Origin of the sequence: Sphingomonas psychrotolerans (assembly GCF_002796605.1) — a bacterium.
GTDB classification, from domain to species: Bacteria; Pseudomonadota; Alphaproteobacteria; order Sphingomonadales; family Sphingomonadaceae; genus Sphingomonas; species Sphingomonas psychrotolerans.
Genome location: NZ_CP024923.1, coordinates 2,112,160 through 2,133,673 on the forward strand (window position 1 = coordinate 2,112,160; position 21,514 = coordinate 2,133,673).

General features: G+C 65.9%; 19 protein-coding genes and 1 riboswitch. Of the genes, 4 read left to right on the plus strand and 15 right to left on the minus strand.

Annotated elements, in window-relative coordinates; translation table 11 throughout:
• Nucleotides 1-5 precede the first annotated feature (5 nt).
• The 5 genes from gcvPB to CVN68_RS09585 form a co-directional block, all read right to left on the minus strand.
• The gene (gene gcvPB, locus CVN68_RS09565; RefSeq protein WP_100282002.1) at nt 6-1,589 is read right to left on the minus strand and encodes an aminomethyl-transferring glycine dehydrogenase subunit GcvPB; all 1,584 of its coding nucleotides are present in this window, start codon (nt 1,587-1,589) and stop codon (nt 6-8) included.
• Nucleotides 1,586-2,944 (minus strand): aminomethyl-transferring glycine dehydrogenase subunit GcvPA, encoded by a 1,359-nt coding sequence (gene gcvPA, locus CVN68_RS09570; protein WP_100282003.1) that lies wholly within the window; start codon nt 2,942-2,944, stop codon nt 1,586-1,588. The genes gcvPB and gcvPA overlap by 4 nt, the downstream gene beginning before the upstream one ends.
• A gap of 119 nt (nt 2,945-3,063) precedes the next feature.
• On the minus strand, nt 3,064-3,435 hold the full coding sequence (gene gcvH, locus CVN68_RS09575; protein ID WP_100282004.1) for a glycine cleavage system protein GcvH: 372 nt from the start codon (nt 3,433-3,435) through the stop codon (nt 3,064-3,066).
• Nucleotides 3,436-3,437: 2 nt separating this feature from the next.
• On the minus strand, nt 3,438-4,658 hold the full coding sequence (gene gcvT / locus CVN68_RS09580; RefSeq protein WP_100282005.1) for a glycine cleavage system aminomethyltransferase GcvT: 1,221 nt from the start codon (nt 4,656-4,658) through the stop codon (nt 3,438-3,440).
• 155 nt (nt 4,659-4,813) lie between these two features.
• Nucleotides 4,814-4,909: riboswitch (glycine riboswitch) on the minus strand.
• 63 nt (nt 4,910-4,972) lie between these two features.
• Entirely contained in the window at nt 4,973-5,611 is a 639-nt protein-coding gene (locus tag CVN68_RS09585) for a hypothetical protein (protein WP_199560250.1), read from the minus strand.
• A 114-nt stretch (nt 5,612-5,725) separates the two neighbouring features.
• On the opposite strand from CVN68_RS09585, the gene ispH reads away from it, so the two are divergent.
• The 3 genes from ispH (at nt 5,726) to rnhA (ending at nt 8,206) form a co-directional block, all read left to right on the plus strand.
• Entirely contained in the window at nt 5,726-6,679 is a 954-nt protein-coding gene (gene ispH, locus CVN68_RS09590) for a 4-hydroxy-3-methylbut-2-enyl diphosphate reductase (protein WP_100282006.1), read from the plus strand.
• A 130-nt stretch (nt 6,680-6,809) separates the two neighbouring features.
• Nucleotides 6,810-7,766 carry a homoserine kinase gene (gene thrB / locus CVN68_RS09595; protein WP_100282007.1) on the plus strand — a complete coding sequence of 319 codons (957 nt, stop codon included), beginning with the start codon at nt 6,810-6,812 and terminating at the stop codon, nt 7,764-7,766.
• Nucleotides 7,763-8,206 carry a ribonuclease HI gene (gene rnhA / locus CVN68_RS09600; protein WP_100282008.1) on the plus strand — a complete coding sequence of 148 codons (444 nt, stop codon included), beginning with the start codon at nt 7,763-7,765 and terminating at the stop codon, nt 8,204-8,206. The genes thrB and rnhA overlap by 4 nt, the downstream gene beginning before the upstream one ends.
• A gap of 130 nt (nt 8,207-8,336) precedes the next feature.
• Here the strand turns inward: rnhA and CVN68_RS09605 are convergent, their stop codons facing one another.
• The 10 genes from CVN68_RS09605 to CVN68_RS09650 all read right to left on the minus strand — a co-directional run bounded on the left by CVN68_RS09605 (nt 8,337) and on the right by CVN68_RS09650 (nt 20,134).
• On the minus strand, nt 8,337-8,525 hold the full coding sequence (locus tag CVN68_RS09605) for a hypothetical protein (protein ID WP_100282009.1): 189 nt from the start codon (nt 8,523-8,525) through the stop codon (nt 8,337-8,339).
• A gap of 51 nt (nt 8,526-8,576) precedes the next feature.
• Complete coding sequence (locus tag CVN68_RS09610; protein ID WP_100282010.1) at nt 8,577-11,657, minus strand: efflux RND transporter permease subunit; 3,081 nt, start codon at nt 11,655-11,657, stop codon at nt 8,577-8,579.
• Nucleotides 11,654-12,700 carry an efflux RND transporter periplasmic adaptor subunit gene (locus tag CVN68_RS09615; protein WP_233503662.1) on the minus strand — a complete coding sequence of 349 codons (1,047 nt, stop codon included), beginning with the start codon at nt 12,698-12,700 and terminating at the stop codon, nt 11,654-11,656. The genes CVN68_RS09610 and CVN68_RS09615 overlap by 4 nt, the downstream gene beginning before the upstream one ends.
• A gap of 65 nt (nt 12,701-12,765) precedes the next feature.
• On the minus strand, nt 12,766-14,205 hold the full coding sequence (locus CVN68_RS09620; protein ID WP_100282011.1) for an efflux transporter outer membrane subunit: 1,440 nt from the start codon (nt 14,203-14,205) through the stop codon (nt 12,766-12,768).
• 144 nt (nt 14,206-14,349) lie between these two features.
• A complete protein-coding gene (locus tag CVN68_RS09625) occupies nt 14,350-15,249 on the minus strand; it encodes a MipA/OmpV family protein (protein WP_158298812.1) in 900 nt (299 codons plus the stop codon).
• Nucleotides 15,215-15,583, minus strand: a complete 369-nt coding sequence (locus tag CVN68_RS23145) for a hypothetical protein (RefSeq protein WP_158298813.1) — start codon at nt 15,581-15,583, stop codon at nt 15,215-15,217. Before CVN68_RS23145 ends, CVN68_RS09625 begins: the two co-directional genes overlap by 35 nt.
• Nucleotides 15,584-15,709: 126 nt before the next feature.
• Nucleotides 15,710-18,076, minus strand: a complete 2,367-nt coding sequence (locus tag CVN68_RS09635) for a TonB-dependent receptor domain-containing protein (protein WP_100282014.1) — start codon at nt 18,074-18,076, stop codon at nt 15,710-15,712.
• A complete protein-coding gene (locus tag CVN68_RS09640; RefSeq protein WP_158298814.1) occupies nt 18,063-19,040 on the minus strand; it encodes a FecR family protein in 978 nt (325 codons plus the stop codon). The genes CVN68_RS09635 and CVN68_RS09640 overlap by 14 nt, the downstream gene beginning before the upstream one ends.
• Nucleotides 19,030-19,596 (minus strand): RNA polymerase sigma factor, encoded by a 567-nt coding sequence (locus tag CVN68_RS09645; RefSeq protein WP_100282016.1) that lies wholly within the window; start codon nt 19,594-19,596, stop codon nt 19,030-19,032. Before CVN68_RS09645 ends, CVN68_RS09640 begins: the two co-directional genes overlap by 11 nt.
• 109 nt (nt 19,597-19,705) lie before the next feature.
• The gene (locus CVN68_RS09650; protein ID WP_100282017.1) at nt 19,706-20,134 is read right to left on the minus strand and encodes a TonB-dependent receptor domain-containing protein; all 429 of its coding nucleotides are present in this window, start codon (nt 20,132-20,134) and stop codon (nt 19,706-19,708) included.
• 300 nt (nt 20,135-20,434) lie between these two features.
• On the opposite strand from CVN68_RS09650, the gene CVN68_RS09655 reads away from it, so the two are divergent.
• Nucleotides 20,435-21,478 carry a rod shape-determining protein gene (locus CVN68_RS09655; RefSeq protein WP_100282018.1) on the plus strand — a complete coding sequence of 348 codons (1,044 nt, stop codon included), beginning with the start codon at nt 20,435-20,437 and terminating at the stop codon, nt 21,476-21,478.
• Nucleotides 21,479-21,514 lie beyond the last annotated feature (36 nt).

A 21,514-nucleotide genomic window follows, 5' to 3' on the forward strand; every position in this document is an offset into this window, starting at 1 on the left:
GTATTCTAGCTCCTGAGCGGCACTTCCGCCGCCTGCGCCCGTTCGGGCTCCTTGTAGACCAGCACCGGCTTGCGCGCGGCGAGCGTCTCGTCGAGTCGCCGCCGCGGTGCGTAATGCGGCGCGGTCTTGATCGCGAGATCGCCGCCCTTAGCCTTTTCGGCCACAAAACGGAAGGCGTGGATGAATTGATCGAGCGTAGCTTTGCTTTCGGTCTCGGTCGGCTCGACCAGCATCGCCCCGTGGACGACCAATGGAAAATAGACCGTCATCGGGTGGAAACCCTCGTCGATCAGCCCCTTGGCCACGTCGATCGTCGAGAAACCCTCGGGCAGGCCCCTGTCGCTGAAGATCGCTTCGTGCATGCACGGACCCGATTTGGCGAATGGCGCGTCGAGCACATCCTCCATCGAACGCAGGATATAATTCGCATTGAGCACCGAATCCTCGGCGACCTGGCGCAGCCCGTCGGCGCCGTGGCTGAGGATATAGGTCAGCGCCCGCGTGAACATGCCCATCTGGCCGTGGAAAGCGACCATCCGGCCAAAGCTCGACGCGTGATGCTCGCCCGCGGTCTCTTCCTCAACCAGCACGAACTGATCGCCCTGCTTCTCGACGAAGGGGAGCGGCGCGTACGGCGTCAGCGCCTCGGAGAACACCACTGGCCCGGAACCCGGTCCACCGCCGCCGTGCGGAGTCGAGAAGGTCTTGTGAAGATTGATGTGCATCGCGTCGATGCCGAGATCGCCCGGGCGCACGCGGCCGACGATCGCGTTGAAGTTGGCGCCGTCGCAATAGACATAGCCGCCCGCCGCATGCACCGCGTCCGAGATCGCCCGCATGTCGGGCTCGAACAGCCCGCACGTGTTGGGGTTGGTGATCATCACGCCGGCAACGTCAGGCCCGAGTCGCGCCTTGAGCGCCTCGAGGTTGACCCGGCCGGCCTCGGTCGCGGGGATGTCCTCGACCGAGAAGCCCGCAAAAGCCGCGGTCGCCGGGTTGGTACCGTGCGCGCTCTCCGGCACCAGCAACACCTTCCGGCCCTGCTCGCCCTTCGCGTCGAGCGCCGCGCGGATCGCCAGCACGCCGCACAATTCGCCATGCGCGCCAGCCTTGGGGCTCATCGCCACCGAATGCATGCCGGTCAGCGTCACCAGCCAATGCGCGAGCTGATGGATCACTTCGAACGCGCCTTGGCAGGCATCGACCGGAGTCAGCGGGTGGAGATCGGCGAAGCCGGGAAGCCGCGCCATCCGCTCGTTGAGCCGCGGATTATGTTTCATCGTGCACGAGCCGAGCGGGAACAGTCCGAGGTCGATCGCGTAATTCTGACGGCTGAGCCGGGTGTAATGCCGCACCGCCTCAGGTTCGGACAGTCCGGGAAGCCCGATCGTCTTCGACCGCTCGAGCCCGCCCAGACGAGATTTGCCCGAAGGCGCCTCGGCGAAATCAACGCCGGTGGTCTCGGTCGAACCGATCTCGAAGATCAACGGCTCCTCGAGCATCAGCGCGCGGTTGCCGGTAAAGGTCGCCCCCGAAGCTTCGCCCGCCTGCGGGGTCGTGGGGCGCCAGCCGCTCTGGTTGATCGTCATGCCAGCGCCTCCTCGAGCGCGGAGGCAAGCGTCTCGACGTCCTCCTCGGTGGTGGTTTCGGTGACCGCGACGACGAGCCCGTTCTGCAGCTCCGTCGCATCCGGATAGAGCCGGCCGAGCGACACGCCGGCCAGAATGCCCTTGTCCGCGAGAGCGCGAACGACCGGGCGCGCTTCCTTCGAGAGCTTCAGCGTGAATTCGTTGAAGAAGCGGTCGGTGACCAGTTCGACGCCGTCGACCTCCGCCAGCCGGTCGGCCGCTGCGCTCGCCGCGACATGGTTGAGCTCGGCGAGACGGCGCAGACCCGCTTCGCCCAGCAGAGTCATATGCGCCGACATCGCCAGTGCGCAGAGCACCGAGGAAGTGCAGATGTTCGACGTCGCCTTTTCGCGGCGGATATGCTGCTCGCGGGTCGACAGCGTCAGCACGAAGCCACGCTTTCCCTCTGCATCCACCGTTTCACCACAGAGCCGACCCGGCATCTGCCGCACCAGTTTCTCCGAGCAGGCGAACAGCCCGACATAGGGACCGCCGAACTGCAGCCCGACGCCGAGCGACTGGCCCTCGCCCACGACGATGTCCGCGCCCATCTCGCCCGGCGATTTGATCGCCCCCAGCGCGACGGGCTCGGTCACCACCGCGATCAGCAGCGCCTTCTTCGCGTGGCATGCTTCGGCGAGCGCGCTCATATCCTCGATGCGGCCGAGGATGTCGGGATATTGGACCACGACGCACGATGTTTCGTCGTCGATCGCGTTGATCAGGTCGAGCGTGTCGGGCTCGGGGCTGAAGGTCGGGAGCGAGGTGACCAGCACGTCGCCAGTGAACTTCGCCATGGTGTTGGCTACCGAGACATAATGCGGGTGCAGCCCCCCCGACAGGATCGCCTTGCCGCGCTTCGTCACGCGCCGCGCCATCGTGATCGCTTCCCAGCACGCCGTCGAGCCATCGTACATCGACGCATTCGCCACATCGCAGCCGAGCAGCCGCGCGACCTGGGTCTGGAACTCGAACATCACCTGCAGCGTGCCTTGGGCGATTTCGGGCTGGTACGGCGTATAGGCAGTGAGGAACTCGCCGCGCTGGATCAGGTGATCGACCGAGGCCGGCACATGATGCCTGTACGCGCCGCAGCCGAGGAAGAAGGGAACGTCGCCGGCGGCGAGGTTCTTCCTGGCCAGCGCCGACATATGTCGCTCGACCGCGAGTTCGCTGGCGTGATTGGGCAGGCCGTGGACCGGCCCGTCGAGCCGCGCGACTTCGGGCACGTCGATGAACAGGTCGTCGATCGATTTGGCGCCGATCGTGGCGAGCATCGCTGTCCGGTCGGACGGGGTAAGGGGCAGATAGCGCATTGTTCTTCCTTCTCCCCTTCCGCTTGCGGGAGGGGTCGGGGGAGGGGCTGAAAATATCGGAGAACCGGCCGCTCACGGCCACGCCCTCCCCTAACCCCTTCCGCAAGCGGGAGGGGGATTTAGAGCTTGCTGACGAAATCCTCATACGCGGCTTCGTCCATCAGCCCGTCGAGTTCACCCGCATCGGCGAGCGTCAGCTTGAAGAACCAGCCCTCGCCCTCGGGGTCCTCGTTGACCAACGCCGGGTTGTCGGCAAGCGCGGCATTGCCTTCGATCACCGTGCCGGCGACCGGCGCATAGACGTCCGAGGCAGCCTTGACGCTCTCGACCACAGCCGCGTCGTCGCCCTTGCTCACGGTCTTGCCCTCTTCGGGAGTCTCGACGAACACGATGTCGCCGAGCTGGCTCTGCGCATAATCCGTGATGCCGACGGTCGCGACGTCGCCATCGACGTCGAGCCATTCATGATCTTCGGTAAAATAACGGCTCATGGTCAGCTTCCCTTTCTGACATAGCGATGGGGGACGAAGGGCATCTGGACGACCTCCGCGTGATGAACTTTGCCGCGCTGGGCGAGCGTGATGCGGGTGCCGGGCGCGGCGAGGGCGACCGGCACATAGGCCATGGCAATCGGCTTCTCGACCGAAGGCGCAAACCCGCCACTCGTCACCTTGCCGACTTCGGTGCCGTCGGCATCGACCACCGCCGCGCCTTCGCGCACCGGCTGGCGCCCCTCGACGATCAGCCCGACGCGCTTGACGATCCCGCCGCCCTCACGCTCCTGCATGATCCGCGCATGGCCGGGGAAGCCGCCTTCTTCGCGGCGACGCTTCGACAGCGCGAAGCCGAGATCGGCGGCCAGCGGCGTCGTCTCCAGATCGAGATCATGCCCGTACAGCGGCAGCCCCGCCTCGAGCCGCAGCGAATCGCGCGCGCCCAGCCCGATCGGCCTGACCTCGGGCTGCGCGCACAGCGCCTCGGCGAATGCTTCGGCCGCATCGCCCGGCAGCGAGATCTCGAACCCGTCCTCGCCGGTATAGCCCGAGCGGCTCACCCAGAGCGGGTTGCCGTTCCACTCGAACGCCGCGGCCGTCATGAACACCAGGCTCGCCACGCCCGGCACGACGCGCTCGAGCGCGGTTACCGCCTCGGGACCCTGCAGCGCCAGCAGCGCCTGCTCATCGAGATGGTTGATCGAGATTTCATCCGGCAGATGCTCGCGCAGCACCCCGAGATCGTCCCATTTGGTCGCGCCGTTGACGACCATGTAAAAGGCGCCGCGCTCGATCTCGAAGGCATTATCTTGCCCGAGCCGCGTCACCATCAGGTCGTCATGGATCCCGCCATTCTCGGCGAGCAGCAGCGAGTAGCGCATGCGCCCGTCGCCCAGACCCTTGATATCGCCCGGGAGCAGGGTTTCGAGTTCGGCATCGACATCGGGCCCGGAGAACAGCAGCTGCCCCATATGGCTGACGTCGAACAGCCCGGCATGCGCACGCGTCCACAGATGCTCGGCCATGATGCCTTCATATTGGACGGGCATCTCATAGCCTGCGAACGGCACCATCCGGCCACCGCGCGCGCGGTGCCAGCTGTCGAGCGGAAGTTGCTGAATTTCGATCGATTCCTCGCCGGCATCGGCGTCATGGCTATATGCCGTGCCGCGCGCCTGGGCGAACTCGTCGGTGGGACCATTGTGGACGTCTCGGCTCATCTGGGCACTCCGCACATAGGATAGAACGAGAGTCCGAACGCAGCTCGTGCGCGCCAAGTCCCTCGCCCCCTCTGTCACGGAACCTGAGAGCTTTCACGGGCGGACCCGCTTACCCCTTCGGTGGCCGCTTCTCGAGCGGCGCTTTCCAGAGTGTCACAGCGCGCGCGGTCCCTGATGCCTGAGAGATTCCGGGGCGGTTGCTCCTTCGGCGGGCAGCCCTTCAAGGACCGCCACTCTCCCGCGCGTGCCTATGCCGGTTGCCCGCCATCGACGCACGCAGCCTTGGCCGCGCCGCCGAAGCGAGTCAATCGCGATCAGCGCGTGACGTTGTACTTCAGCTGGTCCTCGGTCAGCTGGAAGCCGACCAGCGCCTCGAAAGTCGAGGCGAGCACCGCCGAACGGATCGCCGGATCGGCGAGCGGATCCATCGCCGCCGCCTGATCGCCAGCCTTGCGCTTCTCGGTCAGCCGCTTGCGCACTTCCTCGGGCAACGTCGCCGCGGCACGATCGATACTGGAGGTCGCCTGCCCGGTCGCCTGCGCGCGGATCTGGCCCTCGGCGAAGCGCACGGTAACCTGGCCGAGGCGCTTGGCGGTCACCGCTGTGCCGCCGCGCACGACGGTGATGAAATAGGGCAAGGTCACGTCGCGGGCCGGTCCGGGCTGGTTGCGCCGTGCGAGCACGTCGAAAGTGAGGTTGGTCAGGATCTGGGGGCCCGCCTCGTCACAGGTAGCCTGGACGTTGGTGAGAACCGCGACCACGTCGATCGCGCTCGCCTCGCGGCTGTTCGCCGGGTTGAACAGAGTGACGTCACCGGTGCCGGCGGGCACGCCGACATGCGGGCATGCCGAACGTACCGCGGTGATGCCGCCCTCGGCGATATCGCCGGTGCGGGAGCAGCCGCCGGCGACCAGCAGGATCAGGGCGGGGACGGCGAGCTTGGCGAGCGACACGGGCGGTACACCTTTCAGACGGAACAACGGGCCACGCACGCGCGGCCCGGAAACGGCGGCACCATAGGAACCGCCTTTCGCGCGTGCAAGCAATCGCGTAGAGCCCGCTCTGCCATGGACGCGACCACCAAACCGCCGCTCGAACTGCTCATCGCCGCCCCGCGCGGCTTCTGCGCGGGCGTCGACCGCGCGATCCGCATCGTCGAGCTGGCGATCGAGAAATACGGCGCGCCGGTCTATGTCCGGCACGAGATCGTCCACAACAAATATGTCGTCGATACGCTCAAGGCAAAAGGCGCGATCTTCGTCGAGGAACTCGATCAGGTGCCCGACGGGGTGCCGGTGGTGTTCTCGGCACACGGCGTTCCCAAGGCGGTGCCGGCCAAGGCGGCCGAGCGCGGGCTCTCCTATCTCGACGCCACCTGCCCTCTGGTCTCCAAGGTTCATCGCCAGGCCGAGCGGCTGGTCGCGGCGGGTCGGCACATATTGTTCATCGGCCATGCCGGGCATCCCGAAGTGATCGGCACCTTCGGCCAGGTTCCCGAAGGCGCGATGACATTGGTCGAGACAGTGGAAGACGCCGAGCAGGCCGCTGTCGCCGATCCCGAAAATCTGGCCTTTCTGACGCAGACGACGCTCTCGGTCGACGATACCGCCGCGGTGCTCGCGGTGCTCAAGCGGCGCTTCCCCACGATCCTCGCGCCCGGCGCCGACGACATCTGCTACGCCACCTCGAATCGCCAAGGCGCAGTCAAGGTGCTCGCGGACCAGGTCGATCTGGTATTGGTGATCGGCTCGCCTAAATCGTCCAATTCGATGCGGCTGGTCGAGGTTGCGGTGCGCAACGGCACCTGCGCGACGCTGATCCAGCGCGCCGACGATATCGATTTCGCGTGGTTCGACGGAGTGCGCAAAGTCGGTCTGACGGCAGGCGCATCGGCCCCCGAACTGCTGGTTCGCGAAGTGGTCGAGCGAATCGGCACACGCTTCGCCGTAACCGAACGCGAAGTCGAGACGGTCGCCGAGAACATCGCTTTCAAATTGCCCCGCGGTCTCGAGGCGGCCTGACCTGTTCTCGCCACCCCGGTGAAAGCCGGGGTCCCTCTCCTATTGGCTCCCCAAGCACAACTGCAGTTGCGCGCGCGGCGCATCCGGGAGATGGGTCCCCGCTTTCGCGGGGATGACGACAGGGGCGGGCATGGCGGTCTACACACAGGTTTCGGCCGAGGCGCTCTCAGACTTCCTCGCGAAGTTCGATGCGGGCGCGCTCGTATCGGCCAAAGGCATCGCCGAAGGCGTCGAGAATTCGAACTATCTGGTCGACACGACCGGGGGCCGCTTCATCCTGACGCTCTACGAGAAGCGCGTCGCCGCCGACGATCTCCCCTATTTCATGGCCCTTCTCGATCACCTCGCGGCAAAGGGGCTACCGGTGCCCCCGGCGATCAAGGATCGCGCCGGTCACGAGATACATGAACTCGAGGGGCGCCCGGCCTGCCTGATCAAGTTCCTGCCGGGCGTGTCGGTGACGACGCCAACCCCGGCACAAGCCCGCGCCGCCGGCGAGGCGCTCAGCCAGATGCATTGGGCGCTCGAGGACTTCCTGCTGGATCGCCCCAACTCGATGGGCGTCGACACCTGGCAGGCCCAATTGGACCGTTGTGGTCGCGATCTAGACACGATCGCACCCGGACTGTTCGATCGCGTATCGCGTGCGCTGGAGCGGATTATCGCGCAGTGGCCCCGCCATCTGCCGCCCAGCGCGATCCACGCCGATCTGTTCCCCGACAATGTCCTGATGCTCGGCGACGAGGTCACCGGGCTGATCGACTTCTACTTCGCCTGCACCGACGTCCGCGCTTTCGATCTCGCGGTGACGCACGGCGCCTGGGCTTTCGATGCTTCCGGCCATCATTACGATGCCGCGATCGGCAACGCGCTGCTGCAGGGGTATCAGCGCGCCAACGTGCTTCCTTCCGACGAGCGCGCCGCCTTGCCGATACTCGCGGAAGGCGCTGCGCTGCGCTTCCTGCTGAGCCGGGCATGGGACTGGCTCAACACGCCCGCGAACGCGATGGTGACGCGGAAAGATCCGCTCGCCTATCTGCGCCGGCTGGACTTCTACGCCGCGAACGGCGACGCGCTCTTCGCATGAGCGAACTCCAGCATGTAGAAATCGCCACCGACGGCGCGTGCAAAGGCAATCCCGGGCGCGGCGGCTGGGGCGTCTTGCTACGCATGGGCGGTGTCGAGAAGGAATTGTCGGGCGGGGAACCCCACACCACCAACAACCGCATGGAATTGATGGCGGCGATTCAGGGCCTCAACGCGCTCAAGCGGCCGTGCCGGGTCACGCTCTCGACCGACAGCCGCTATGTCATGGACGGCCTCACCAAGTGGATCCATGGCTGGCTGAAGAACGGCTGGCGGACGGCGGACAAGAAGCCGGTCAAGAACGCCGAGCTGTGGCAGGAGCTTCTCGCCGCATCGAAACCGCACCGTGTCGAATGGGTGTGGGTCAAGGGCCATGCCGGCCATCCAGACAACGAACGCGCCGACAAGCTCGCCAGCGACGCAGCGCTGGCGCAGCGTTAATTGATAGTGCGGTTATAAGTTGTCCATCTGACCCCACAACTTGTCCCGAGCGAATCAAGATGTAGCGGTTACCACCAAGCTTTCGGCCAGCCCGATCAGCGTGGATCTTCAAGGCACGCTGGACGCAGGCTCACCGCCGCCGCGAAGTGAGCGAAGCCCGCAGTGCGAGAGCCAGGAGCAACGTCAATCCCGCGGCCATCACGCCAAGCTGCGCGGAGCGCAACTCCTGCGCAACCGAAACAGCGATCTTGATGAGGGTGAGCAGGCCGGCGAGCCATAGCAACGCCCAGCCGAGATATGCCCGATGTTTCGCAGCCAAGGGGGCTATCTCCTTTCCACCCTAAGACACCGGAGGCAGGGAAATCCTCACTCAGGACGGATAATGATCCCGCAGTCGCGATGGCTCGGCTCGACGGATGCGGAGGCGGGCGACAGTCCGCCGTACCTGGTGCTCGAACCCGTCTACGAAAGTGAACACCACCGGCACCACGAGCAGGCTGAGGAAGGTCGATGTGAGCAGTCCCCCGATCACCGCGATCGCCATGGGTTGACGAAAGCTCGCATCGGCGCCGAAGCCCAAGGCGATGGGGGCCATTCCGGCGATCATCGCTACCGTCGTCATGATGATCGGACGGGCGCGCATGCGACAGGCCTCCAGCAGCGCATCGGCACGCGACAAGCCCCGCTCGGCAATCCCGAGGATCGCATATTCGACCAGCAGGATCGAATTCTTGGTGACGATCCCCATCAGCATGACCAGTCCGATCATCGCTGGCAGGTCGAGAGCGCTGCCGGCCAGCAACAGCGCCACGAACGCGCCGCCTGCCGAAAGCGGGATCGCCGACAATATGGTGATCGGTTGTAGAAAGTCCTTGAACAGCAGCACCAGCACGCAAAAGATGCACAGGACCCCCGCGATCAGGGCGGTGAGGAAGCCGACTGCTATCTCCTCGCCGATCTCCGCGCCCCCGGCGGTGTCGAGCGAAATGCCCGACGGCATGGAAGTGATCGCCGAAAGCGTGTTGATTCTCGCCAGCGCATCGCCTTGGGCCATCCCGTTCAAATCCGCGGTCACCGTGATGTAGCGTTCACGATCATAGCGATCGATCTGCGACGGGCCGCTCTCGATCGCGATGACGGCGATGCTTGCAAGCGGCACCGGCCCGTCGCGCCCGGCCACGCGCAAATTGCCGAGCGTCTCCAGGTCCCGCCGCGCTTCGTCGGCGATCCGGGTGCGGATGAACAATTGCCGGTTGTCGAGGTTGAGCCGCGCCACCTGCGCGTCGAAATCGCCACTCGTCGCGATCCGGACAACCTCGCCGATCGCGTCGGTGGTGACGCCGCGCTCGGCCGCGCGCTGGAGATCCGGCCGGATCACGATCTCAGGCCGGTCGAGGCTGGCGGTCGAGGCGATATTCGACAGGCTGCCAACCTCTCGCAATTCGCGTTCGAGCCGCTGTGCGGTCGCCGCCAGGGCACGCGAATCGCTGCCGGCGAGGATCAGCTCGAGCCTGGCGGTACCGTCGCCGACGGTGAAGCGCGCGCCGGGTATCTTGGCCAGCCGGTCGCGAACCATCGCTTCGATCGCAGACTTTGAGGGCCGCGATCCGCGCGGCGCCAGCAGCAGCGTCGAGGATGCGAGACGGATCCCACTGGCGTCATCTCCGTCGCTTCCCGCCTGCCCAATTGTCGTGAAGATGCCCTTGATGCCCGGCACGTCCCCGAGCGCCCTGCCCACTTCCTCGGCCACCGCGACGGTCGTGCCAAGCGCGGCGCCCGGCGGGAGCTCGATCGACAGCTCGGTGGTACTGCGGTCGTCCGGGGGCAGGAATCCCGTCGGGATCAACGGCAGCAGCGCGATCGACGCAGCAAGGAAAGCGAGCGTCGCCCCGATGGTGGATTTCCGATGGTCGAGGCACCAGCGCACCGCCGCGAGATACGGGCGCATAAAGCGCTGGCTCTCGGGCTCGGGCGCCGCGTCTCCTTTCAGAAGATAAGCGGCCATCATAGGCGTCAGCAGGCGAGCGACCAGCAGCGACGCGAGCACCGCGATCACCGCCGTCCACCCGAAGGGCTTGAAGATGAGCCCGGCGAAGCCGGACATCATCGCAGTCGGCAGGAACACCGCGACGAGCGTCATCGTCGTCGCGATCACTGCCTTGGCGATCTCGGCAACCGCTTCCTCGGTAGCCTCCATGACCGGTTTGCCCATCCGCCGATGCCGCTCGATATTCTCCACTTCGACGATCGCATCGTCGACGAGGATCCCGACGACCGCCGCGAGGGCAAGCAGCGTCAGCGTGTTGAGCGAATAGCCTAGCCATTGCATCGCGGCGAAGGTCGGAAGGATCGAAAGCGGCAATGCGGTGGCGGCGATCAGCGTCGCCCGCCAATCGCGCAAGAACAACCAGACGACGAGGATCGCCAGAAACGCGCCCTCATAGAGCATCGCCATCGAGCCTTCATATTGCTCGATCGTATAGTCGACCGATCCGCCGACCGGCGTCAGGGTCAGACCCGGAATGCGGCTCTTCAGCTTGTCGAGAGCCGCAGTGACGCCTTTCGCCACCTCGGTCTCCCCTGCCCCGCGCGCGCGATAGACCCGCAAGCCGATGACGGACTTTCCATTGAGCGACGCCGCCTGGGTGCGTTCGCCGGGGCGGTCATCGATGGTCGCGACCTGATCGAGGCGCAGACGGCGTCCGTCGGGCAAGGCGATCGGCAGTGCCGCCAGTTCGGATGCCTGCCCGACAATCGCGACCGTCCGGATCGCCTGTTCGGCGCCAGCCAATTGCGTACGGCCTCCCGATGATTGCTGCTGCACTGCCCGCAGCGCACGCGAAACATCGCCCGCCGTCACACCCATCGCGATCAGACGCGCTGGATCGACTGTCACCCGCACCTCGCGCTGGACGCCGCCCAGCCGTTCGACGCGCCCAACCCCGGGGATCGCGCGGACCGCCTTGGTCAGGCTGTCGTCGACGAACCAGGAGAGTTCCGCCTCGTCCAGGCGGGAGGATGCGACCGCATAGACGACCACCGGCGCCGCGGCGAAGGTGACGGCGCTGACGGTGGGCTGGAGCATGTCGGCCGGCAGATCCGACCGGATGCCGTCCATCGCGTCCTTGGTCTGGATCAGCGCGTCCGACAGCGGCTTATCCAGATCGAACGCCGCCTCGATCCGCACATTGCCGTCGGTGATCGAGGTGGTGACGTGCCGCAGCCCGTCCAGCGCGGCTAGCGCGTCCTCGGCCTTGCGTGCGATCTCGGTCTCGAGCTGGGCCGGCGTGGCGCCCGGAAGCGCCGCGACGACCGAGATCGACGGCAGCGACATGTCGGGCAGGTCCTGCACCGCCAGCATGCTGAACCCGCGAACGCCCGCAATGGCCAGCAACACGAACAGCAGGATGGACGGGATCGGGTTGCGGATCGACCAGGCCGCGAAATTCATGGCCGGGCCTCACGCGCGCCGGCAATGCGAACGACATCTCCGTCGCCGAGGAACCCCGCCCCCCTGAGGACGAGCCGCTCCTCGCCGCGCAGGCCGCGCAGGATCTCTACCGTCTCGCCATCGCGTCTGCCGGTCGTCACGCCCCGTAGCACGACCTGCGGGGCTGCGACCGTCCCGGCGACTTGCAGGACATAGCTGCGTCCGTCGCGGATCACGATGCATTCGGCCGGCACCGCGAGCGCCGGCGACGTCCCGAAAGCGATCTCGCCGGTCACGTACATCCCCGCCCGCGCCCGACTGCCCGGCACGAGATCGGCATAGACGATGGCGAGCCGCGAGCCGGCATCCAGCGCCGGCGCGGTCTGGCGGACCACCGCGCTCGCCCTGCTCCCGTCAGGAAGCACGAGCGCGATCCGCTGCCCCCTGGCGACGGCATTGAGCTGCGCGGCGGTCAGTTCGCCGCGCCACTCGAGCCGGTTCTTGCGGATCATGCGGAACAGTTCCTGCCCGGACGGTACCACCGCGCCCAGAGTAGCGGTGCGCGCGGTGATCACGCCGTCGTCCGGGGCAAGGACGAAGGTGTAGCGCAGCTCGAGGCGCTTGGCAGCGAGGAGCGCCGCGGCGGTCTTCGCCTCGGTCGCGAACTGGAGCACTTCCTGGTCGCTGATGGCACCGTTTGCCTGCAGCCCCCTGGCGCGCCGGTCATTCGCTACCGCCTGCTCGTGGCGCGCCAGCAGCTGCGCCTCCTCGGCGCGCAACAAAGCGGGATTGAGCCGGGCGAGCACTTCGCCGCGCCTGACCTCGTCGCCGACATTCACGCGCACGTCGATCAGCTGGTAACTGCCGATCTGGGTTCCGATGCTCGCTTCCTGCCAAGGCGCGACGACGCCCGATGCGGTGAGACGTCGCGGCAAGGTCACGCGCTTCGGCGTGACGACGGTGACGGTCAGCTTGGGTCGTGGCGCGGCCGCGGCCGGCGGCGAGGCCTGTGGCCACAGCAGATACCCTCCAAGGCCGAGCGCTGCCAGAAGGACGGCGATCACTATCACGCGCCCGGCAATCGATCGCGAACCAGCGGTCCCCCGTTCGATCACAACCATCTTGTCGCTCATTGACGACCCTTCCCGTTTCCAGAGTCGACAATATCAGCCGGCACGCGGCCGGCGTCCTGCCAGGGGGTTCCGGTCCGACGCACGAGCGCGACCCACGCTCGCGCCCGGTCGGCCGCGGCAACGACGGCGCTCTCCTGCGCCCGCCTGGATTGGCGGCGCGCCTCCTCGAGCTCCAGTTGTGCGATCGAACCTGCGCGCCAGCGGGCTTCGCTGGCCGAGAGCGTGAACCGCGCGGCCGCAAGCGCCTCGCCTGCGGTCTCGATGCGCGCGATAGCCGATTGCTGTGCGGCCAGGGCATCTTCGATGTCCCGGATGGCGGTTCGGAGCGCGAAAACGAGTTGCGCCACCGCCTCGCGGTACGCCGCTTCGGCAAGCCGCACGTTCGCGGCGCCGGCACCGCCGTCGAAGAGCGGAGCCGTGACACCGGCGCCAATCGAACCGCTGGCATAGGAATCGCTCGATCCGAGCGCCCGAAGCCACTGCCCGGTGAGCAGTGCGGTGAGGTCGATCCGCGGAAGCCGCTCGGCGCGAGCCACTGCAATCTCCGACCAACGGGCCGCAACTTCGCGCTCGGCAGCGACGACTCCGGGGTGCCCGAGGAGGATGGTGGCGGGCAACGCGGGTGCGAAGGGTGGCGGCGCCGGCATCTGCATAGCGTCCTGCGCCCGCGTGTCTCCGGGCAGAAGCCACAAGATCGTCGCGGCATCCAGACCCGAGAGCGCGACCAGCGCGTCGACGAGACGCCGGCAAATCTCTTCCTGCGCGATCCTCTCGGTCCGCGCGGAGGCCAGATTGCTCTGCGCGGTGGCGACCGCCACCGGCGCGACATAGCCGAATTCCAGCCGCGCCCGGATGATCTTCACTTCCACCTCGCGCGAGCCGATGTCGCGCTCGCGGATCGCATGGATAAGCGTGCATGCGCGAAGCGCGAGCGTCGTGTCAGCAATCTCCGCGACGATCGACAGACGCGCAGCCTCGGCATCCGCGGTACGCGCGGTCAGGCGATGCCGCGCGACGGTCGCGGTCTCGCGGAGTCGACCCCAGAGATCAAGCTCCCACGCCAGATTGGCACCGACGTCTCCGGATGCCTGCGCCACGGTCGCGCTGCCCGAGCCGGCGCGGTCCCGCGCGCCCGACAGGTTTGCCGTGACGCCCAGGCTCGGCTTCCGGCGCGCATTCTCCACGCTCGCCACCGCCCGCGCCTGATCGACACGCGCCGCCGCCTCCGCGAGCGTCGGATTATCGTGCAGGCCGGCCGCCACGAGCTGGTCGACGGCCGGATCGCCGAGCAGAGCCCACCAGCCCTCACGTTCGACCGTAGCCGGCTGCGGCGCTTCGGCAGGAGCATTGCTCCAGGCGCCCGGCAGATCGAGGGTCGGGCGCTGATATGCGGGTTGCAGCGTGCATCCGCCGATCAATGCGAAAGGCACCAGCATGAAACCCGAAAACCGTCTAACCACCAGAAAGGAACTCCGCACGTCGGTACGTTGGAAGTGGACGCGCCGCTCTTGGGAATGCGCCAGCAGAACAGGAGGGGCGCCCCCGCAAGGGGGGAAACGGGAGCGCCCCGAACGGCCGCTTCAGAAGTTGTAGCTGACGAACGCGATGCCGTAGGGCTGCGTCTTCCGCTTGACGATCGGGCTGTCCTTGACGTCGCCCAACAGGGTCGTGACGCCGCCCACGACACCCACACCGATCCGATCGGTCAGACGATAACGGAGGGCGAGGTCCGCCTTCGCATCGATGAAGCCGCTTCCAGCGCGAAATTGCGGAAGACCTGATGCGACCGATTGCTGAGAAGTTACTCCAAAATAGCGATTATTGTGCTTTCGATCGCCATAGGTCGTCCCGATCGACGGATTGAGCGTCAGCTTCTCGCTGATCATCACGGGGTAGGACAGGCTCGCATCGACGAGGACGCCCTTGGTGCTGCCGGTGAGGATCTTGGTGCCGCCGAGCGTCGCCTCCAAGCCGAACTGGCGAAGTTTCACGAAGCCGCGCCCACCCAGTCCCATCGAAAGCTTGCCGATCCCCGGCGGCGCATCCTTCTTGCGATATCCGTCCGCGGGAGTCAGGCCCACGCCTACTGTCACGCTCTCGCTGTCGAAGAGATTGGCGCCGATCCCGTCCTGAAAATTGACGAAGAAGCGTCCGACCTGAATGTCGATCGCCGGCAAGGGCTGGAACCGATATTTCTCCGCCCCCTGATAGACCGGCATGTAGGCCGCCCCGACCCCAATCGAGAAATGATCTCCGCCTTCCTCGGACCCGGACCTCTCAAGCTGTACCGGGACCGCGGCCTCCGCCTCTGCCGGAATCTCGGTCTGAGCCAACGCTGCACCGGACCACAGGAACGGCGGAACAGCCATGATCACCGCTGCACCGCAGGACATCGTCTTTGTAAAGTTCATGAATAGTCTCACCACGTTGGTTGTTTCTGTCAGTTCAGTTCCAGCGGACCGCCGGGAAACAGCTTCCATCGAAGATGAAGAGATTTCCCTCGGCCCTGGATCGCGCGCGTCGCTCCTTCCGGGATGGGTCAACCAGCTCATCGACTTCTTCGATTTTCTGGCGGCTGAAGCCCGTTTCCTGGAGCCGCTCACGCTCGGCTCCGATCCGTGCAGCGCCGTGCACCCGGCGGAGGATCGCATAGCGGCGCAGCGCCTCGAGCCGCGGATTGGCGAGCGGCAGCGGAGCGGTCGGAAGTCCGAGGATCCAGCCGCGCTTGCGACTGTTCGGCCGCAGGCTCGAGACCGGATCCTTGCGCGACAAGGCGACCACCGCCCTTTCGAGCGGCGTCAGTTCTTCGGACATCAGGGCTTTCTCCTTCCGCCCTGAGACACCGACAGGTCGGAAGACCCTCACCAAAAAAATGCGGGTGTATTTGCGCGCGAATGCGGAGCGCGCCCGCGCCTTGCTAACTCAGTAGCTTACGGGCTCTCAAAAGCGCGCATCGAGCCCCAGCCGGATAGTCCGCGGCCGCAACGGCGTGACCTGGTTCTGACGGCCAAGCCCGAAGGGATTGCCGAACGCGAAGGTGTTCGCGCGCGCATCGCCGATATTCGAGATGTCCAGCGAGATGCCGAAGCGCGCGAAGTCGATCCGGGCGCCGATTGCGCTGACGAGATACTGCCCTTGCATCACGTCCAGCGGCGGGGTCGCGCCCAGATGCGATTGGCCGACATAATGCGCCGAAGCCTCGCCCGTCAGCGTGACATCGCGTGCCAGTTCGAACCGCCATTGGCTGCCAACCCGCACCCCGTCCCGAGGGACGTTCGGCAGCGTGATTGCATCGGCGTTCGCGGCCGCCGAGGCAGTCCCGATCAAATTGCTGTAGTTCAGGAAGGCGGCCACCGTAAGCGTCCAGGCCGGCAGCGCGCGCCACGTAATTTCGCCGTCCAGCCCGTAGACCCTGCCGCTGCCGATATTGGCAGTGGCGGGAAGCCCCGAATCGTCGACGAGATCCGCCTGGACATGGTTCCAGTCGACACCGAAGATCGCGGCGCGGATCGACAGCCGGTCCCGCGCCTTGTCTCGCCAGCGAATGCCGAGTTCGATCTGGCTCAGGTCGTCGGCCTCGAATTCCTGGCTCTCTACGACCGATCCGGATGCCACCGCGAAGCCGCCGGGGCGAAACCCCTGCTGATAATGGAGGAAGGCCGACAGCGACGGTGACAGGTGCCAGTCGAGCGCCGCGCTCCCCGCAAAACGCACTCGCGCGCGCGACGACTCCTCCTCTCCGCCACCGACAGCGTCGAGCAGCGTTCCCGCGCCGTCAGACACCGTCAATCGCCCGCCGCCGGTCGCGATCAGCGACGAGGCGATCGGATGCGAGGCTTGTCCGAACAACGAGAATTCCACTTGCCGGTTGCGCACGCCCGCGATCTGGCTCGGATCGTCAGGCGATCCCAGCAAGCGCGAGAGACGGCTCACGCTGTAGATTCCCGCCATCCCCGCCACCCACGGCGTCCGCCGACCGCCGCCCCAGAGCCGTGTCTCGTTGGAGAGGAGGGCGATATTGTTTTTCTCTTCGAAACGCCGGGGCGAAGTCGTTCCGTCGGAGCCGGTGGCGTCGAATACCGTCTTCAGATCGTGCAGGACGAAGGATGTCGTCGAGACGAGTTCGGTGCCTCCGAACACCGGGCGCCGCGCAGTGACATAGGCCAGGCGGTAGTCGTTGCGGAATGGCTGCGCGAGGGCATTGCTGCGCTCGAGCGGCGGATCGCCACGCAAGACATATTGCCCGTCGTCGGTCTTGATGTTTTGGACCACCATCCCGGCGTCGATCGTCCATCCCGCCAGATCCTCCATGCGGAACATCAGCCGCTGGCCGAAACTCAGGCTGTCGTTGATGTCGCGCAGATTTCGCGAGGGATCGTCGATATAGCCGGGCTCGCGCGTGCCGTAGACGACGAGACGCAGCGCCATCCGGCCTTTGGCGAGCGGAAGGTTGAGCATCGCGGCGGCGTCGCCGCCAATGCCGCCGAAGCGCGTCGCGCTGACTCCGGTCGACGCTGTCGCATAGGCCTCCGCGCTGTCCGGCGCGTTGGGAACGAGCCGCACGACCCCCCCCAGCGAACCCGCGCCATACAGCGTTCCCTGCGGGCCGGCGAGCACCTCGACGCGCTTCAGGTCGTAGAGGTTCAGGTCGGGATCCGGCGCATTGTAGTTGAGCCGCGCGTCGCCGAGATATTGCCCCACCGTCGCCTGTGTGGGTCCGTTGAAGCTGCTGTCGGAGATGCCGCGTACGTAGAGCTTGTTGCGCCCGCGGCCGAGATTGGTCGAACTGAGAGTCGGCAGCGTCTCGGTCAGCGCGGCGGTTCCTCTCGCCCCGTTTCGCGAAAGCCAGGCGGGCTCGAAATCGATTATCTTGGCCGAACCCGGATAGTTTTCGAGCAATATATTCTGCTTGCTGGCAGTGACGACGATCTCGTCCGGTACGGCGGGCGGATCGGGCATTGGCAGTGGGATCACTGCCGGCTTCTGCCTGACCGGGCGCGGTTTCGCCCGGGCCCTTATGATCCTGACGGTGACTCTGTCGTAGAACACGGCCTCGGCGCCTGTTCCCCGCAACGCGCGCTCCAGCGCGGCGCGCACGGAAAAGGTGCCGCGCACTCCGGGAGAGAGCCGCCCGGCGAGCTCGGGGTCGGTGACGGCGACGGTGATCCCTGCCCGCGCTCCAATGGCGGCTGCGACTTCGCCGAGCCGACCCGGCGCGATGTTGAACGTCTCCGCCCGGGCGGCATCGGCTGCGCCGAGACCAAATGCGATAGCGACGACGGCCGCCGCCCGCTTATTGCCCCGCACTGCCGGCCGGTTTCATGACCCACCCGCCAGGCCCCTTGTCGAGGTGCACGTTCAGGGCCAGCTGCAGGCGCCGGAGCTGTTCGGAACCGCTGCCATCCAGCATGATCGTTCCCGAAAACGGCCGATCGGCCAGGCCGGACGCAACGGTGATCGGTACATCCATGGCACGGCTCAGATCGGCCGCGACTCGCGAGAGCGGGGCCACCGAATAGACCAGCGATCCGGTTTTCCACGAGCCCACGCGCTCGACCGGAATGGGGGTTACGGCGACGGATTCAGAGGCGCCCCGGTCCACCAATGCCTGACCGGCGTCCAATGGCACTGCGCCCCGGCCGGGATTGTAGACAACCTTCCCTTCGGCAACCGCCACCCGGACTTCATCGGTCTCATGAACCACATTGAACACCGTCCCAGCGTCCTCGACGATGTTGTCGCCCACCTCGAGCCGGAACGGCCGGGCGCTGTCGTGCCGGACCTGGAAGAGCGCCTCCCCCTTGGCCAACGAGGCGAAGCGGGGATTTTCGCGGTCGAAGGTCATGCGCGTAGCGCCGTTCAGGGTGACCTGCGTGGCCGGATCGAGCTGGACCACTTGCCGCTCGCCCGGTCGGGTCGCGACCTCGTAGCGGCTGGATCCGGCCTGGGAGAGCAACAGGAAAGCCGCGGCGATGGAGGCCGCGAGCGTACCGCCCGCCAGGCCCCAGCGCCATCCGCCGCGCGCCGGAAGCTCCGGCTCCGCCTCCACATGGTGCTCGGAATCATTTGCCGCCTCGCGGATGACGACGTGCGGGAGCAGGGGATCGAGTGCGAGATCGGCCTGCTCGATCGCGTCATAGGCAGCCGCATGGCACGGATTTTCCGCGAGCCATTCGGCGAATTCCTCCCAGATTGCGTCATCGCCGTCGCGTAGCCTGATGTGCCACTCGATCGCGCGCGCCTCGATGCTCTCCGACGTCTCAGATGACATGGCGGCCTCTTTCCCCTGTGAGACTCCGCCGGCCCGGATGATCCTCATTCAACCGAAGCTTCGCGGCCGAAATCGCTTCATAGGCGCGCGCCAGATGCTTTTCGACCGCGCTGACGCTGATGCCGAGTTCGCCCGCGATCACTCGCTGCGGCTCTCCGTCGATCCGAAAGCGGCGAAAGATGATCCGCGTCCGTTCCGGCAGGTCATCCAGAAGCCGCTGCAGGATTGCGAGCTGCTCCCTGGCGATGAGTTCGGTCTCGATCGACGGTTGGCCATCCGCCTCTCCGTTGCCGCCATGCGCGCTCATCCAATCCTCTTCGCGGCGCTCACGCCGGCCAGCCGTGCGTCTATGCAGCAGGAAGTGATTGTTGGTCATTTTATAGAGATAGGCGCGCGGCTGCGAAACGGGGCCGGGCAGCTCCGCCAGCAATTTGATGTTCACGTCCTGGAGGATGTCCTCCGCTTCGTCCGGCGAAGCGCCGCGACTCTGGAGAAAGCGCGCCAACGCCGGACGCAATTCGGCGAACAGTGAAATGAGACCGCCGCCATTCAACATTTCATGCCCACATCTGGCTTTCGGCAGCGATAGTCGATGGACGCCCGATCATGCCCGCATTGGCCGCACCCTCGCCCAGCGGGCACCGATGATGGCGTCACGACGCGCTCTATTGCATTGCCGCTTGAAGAACGTCAACGACGCGCCGCCACAGCCACCGGCCCCAGGCGTCCACCCGTCTGTGCGTTCCGTTGCGCCCGAAAGGTCGCATGTGCTTCGCGTGTTGTAGGCACGGATCGGTCCACCAGATTGAGGCGAAACCGCCCAGGAAATCGAGCGAATATTGGCCGCCTGCCTCGATCCCGCGGATATAGCCCGTCTGGCCGTTGCGCGTGCGGGTGTCCTGGAACACACGCCCGAACCGCTCGACCAGCAGCGTCTGAAGCTCGAGGAAGTCACTCAGATTCTTGTAGAAGCCGCCGGTGCTCAGATAACTGACCGGTGACAGATACCACTCCAGCGACAGATCGTAATTGGTCGATCGCGTCGTGGTTCCAACACGAAAACGGACGGCAATTCGCGCGGGGGGGCGGCCCAAAAGCCACGGGCTTCCACCTGCGCGCCGGATTTCGCGGAGTCGCTCACGACCCTTCCGCTTTCCCCACCAGAGCAGGAAGCGCAGACGTAGACCTCCACGAGGCCAAGCGGCATCCGCGCGGGGGGCTGCGTCGGAAGGCCACGTTGACGGGTGGAAACACTTCAAGTGAGCGCCACCGCGCCTCAGGCAGCCGCTAACCGGGTTGACCAGCCTTCGGTGCGGGCCCACCGGATGCTTTCACGCGGTCGATGTGCAGTTCGCTCGACCTCGAGCCTCTGGCGACGCAACAGATTGACTTCAATGCGGTTTCCTCGCTTTTTTCCTGGTGCCTCCTACGACCTTGCGATCGACCTCGGCACCGTGAACACGGTGGTATATCTGCGCGATAAAGGGATCGTTCTCAGCGAGCCTTCGATCGTGGCGATGGAGACGATCAACGGGATCTCCCGCGTGCGCGCGGTCGGTGCGGAGGCAAAGCTCATGCTGGGCAAAACCCCTGACAATGTCCGTACAATCCGTCCGCTTCGCGACGGAGTGATCGCGGACATCGAAGTGGCGGAACAGATGATCAAGTACTTCATCGACAAGGCCCGCGGCGGACCGCGCAGGTTCGCGCGCAGCCCCGAGATCGCCATCAGCATCCCTAGCAGTGCTACCCAGGTGGAGCGGCGTGCAATCCAGCAGGCCGCCACGAACGCTGGCGCCCGTAAAGTGTACCTGATTGAAGAGTCTATGGCTGCCGCGATTGGCGCCGGTTTGCCCGTAACCGAGCCGATCGGCGCCATGGTTGTAGACATTGGCGGAGGCACGACCGAGGTCGCAATCCTCTCTTTGCGAGGACTGGCGTATAGCGCGTCCGTTCGCGTCGGCGGCGATCGGATGGATGACGCGATTGCGTTGGGTATCCGGCGCAAGCACAACCTGATGATTGGCGAAGTCACCGCCGAACGGATAAAAATGGAAATCGGAACCGCCGAAACACCGGGAGATGGTGTTGGAGCGATAACGACGGTCAGGGGGCGTCATCTGGTCAACGGCATGCCCGCAGAGGTCGAGGTCAGCCAGGGAGAAATCTCCCACTTCCTTGCCGAACTGACTGCGCAGATCGTAGAAGCGACGCTTTCCGCGCTCGAAAAGGCAGAGCCTGAACTGGCCTCGGACATTCATGGTCAGGGTATCGTCATGACGGGTGGCGGCAGCCTGCTTGACCACCTCGATGTCGTACTATCAACGGCAACCGGGCTTCCCGTCACGGTCGCGGAAAATGCGCTGATGTGCGTAGCAATGGGTGCGGGGCGAGCTCTGGAAGACCCGGTATATCAAGGCGTGTTGATTGGCACCTGACCTCCTGATCTCGTGAGTAACGATGCAAGCGTGTTC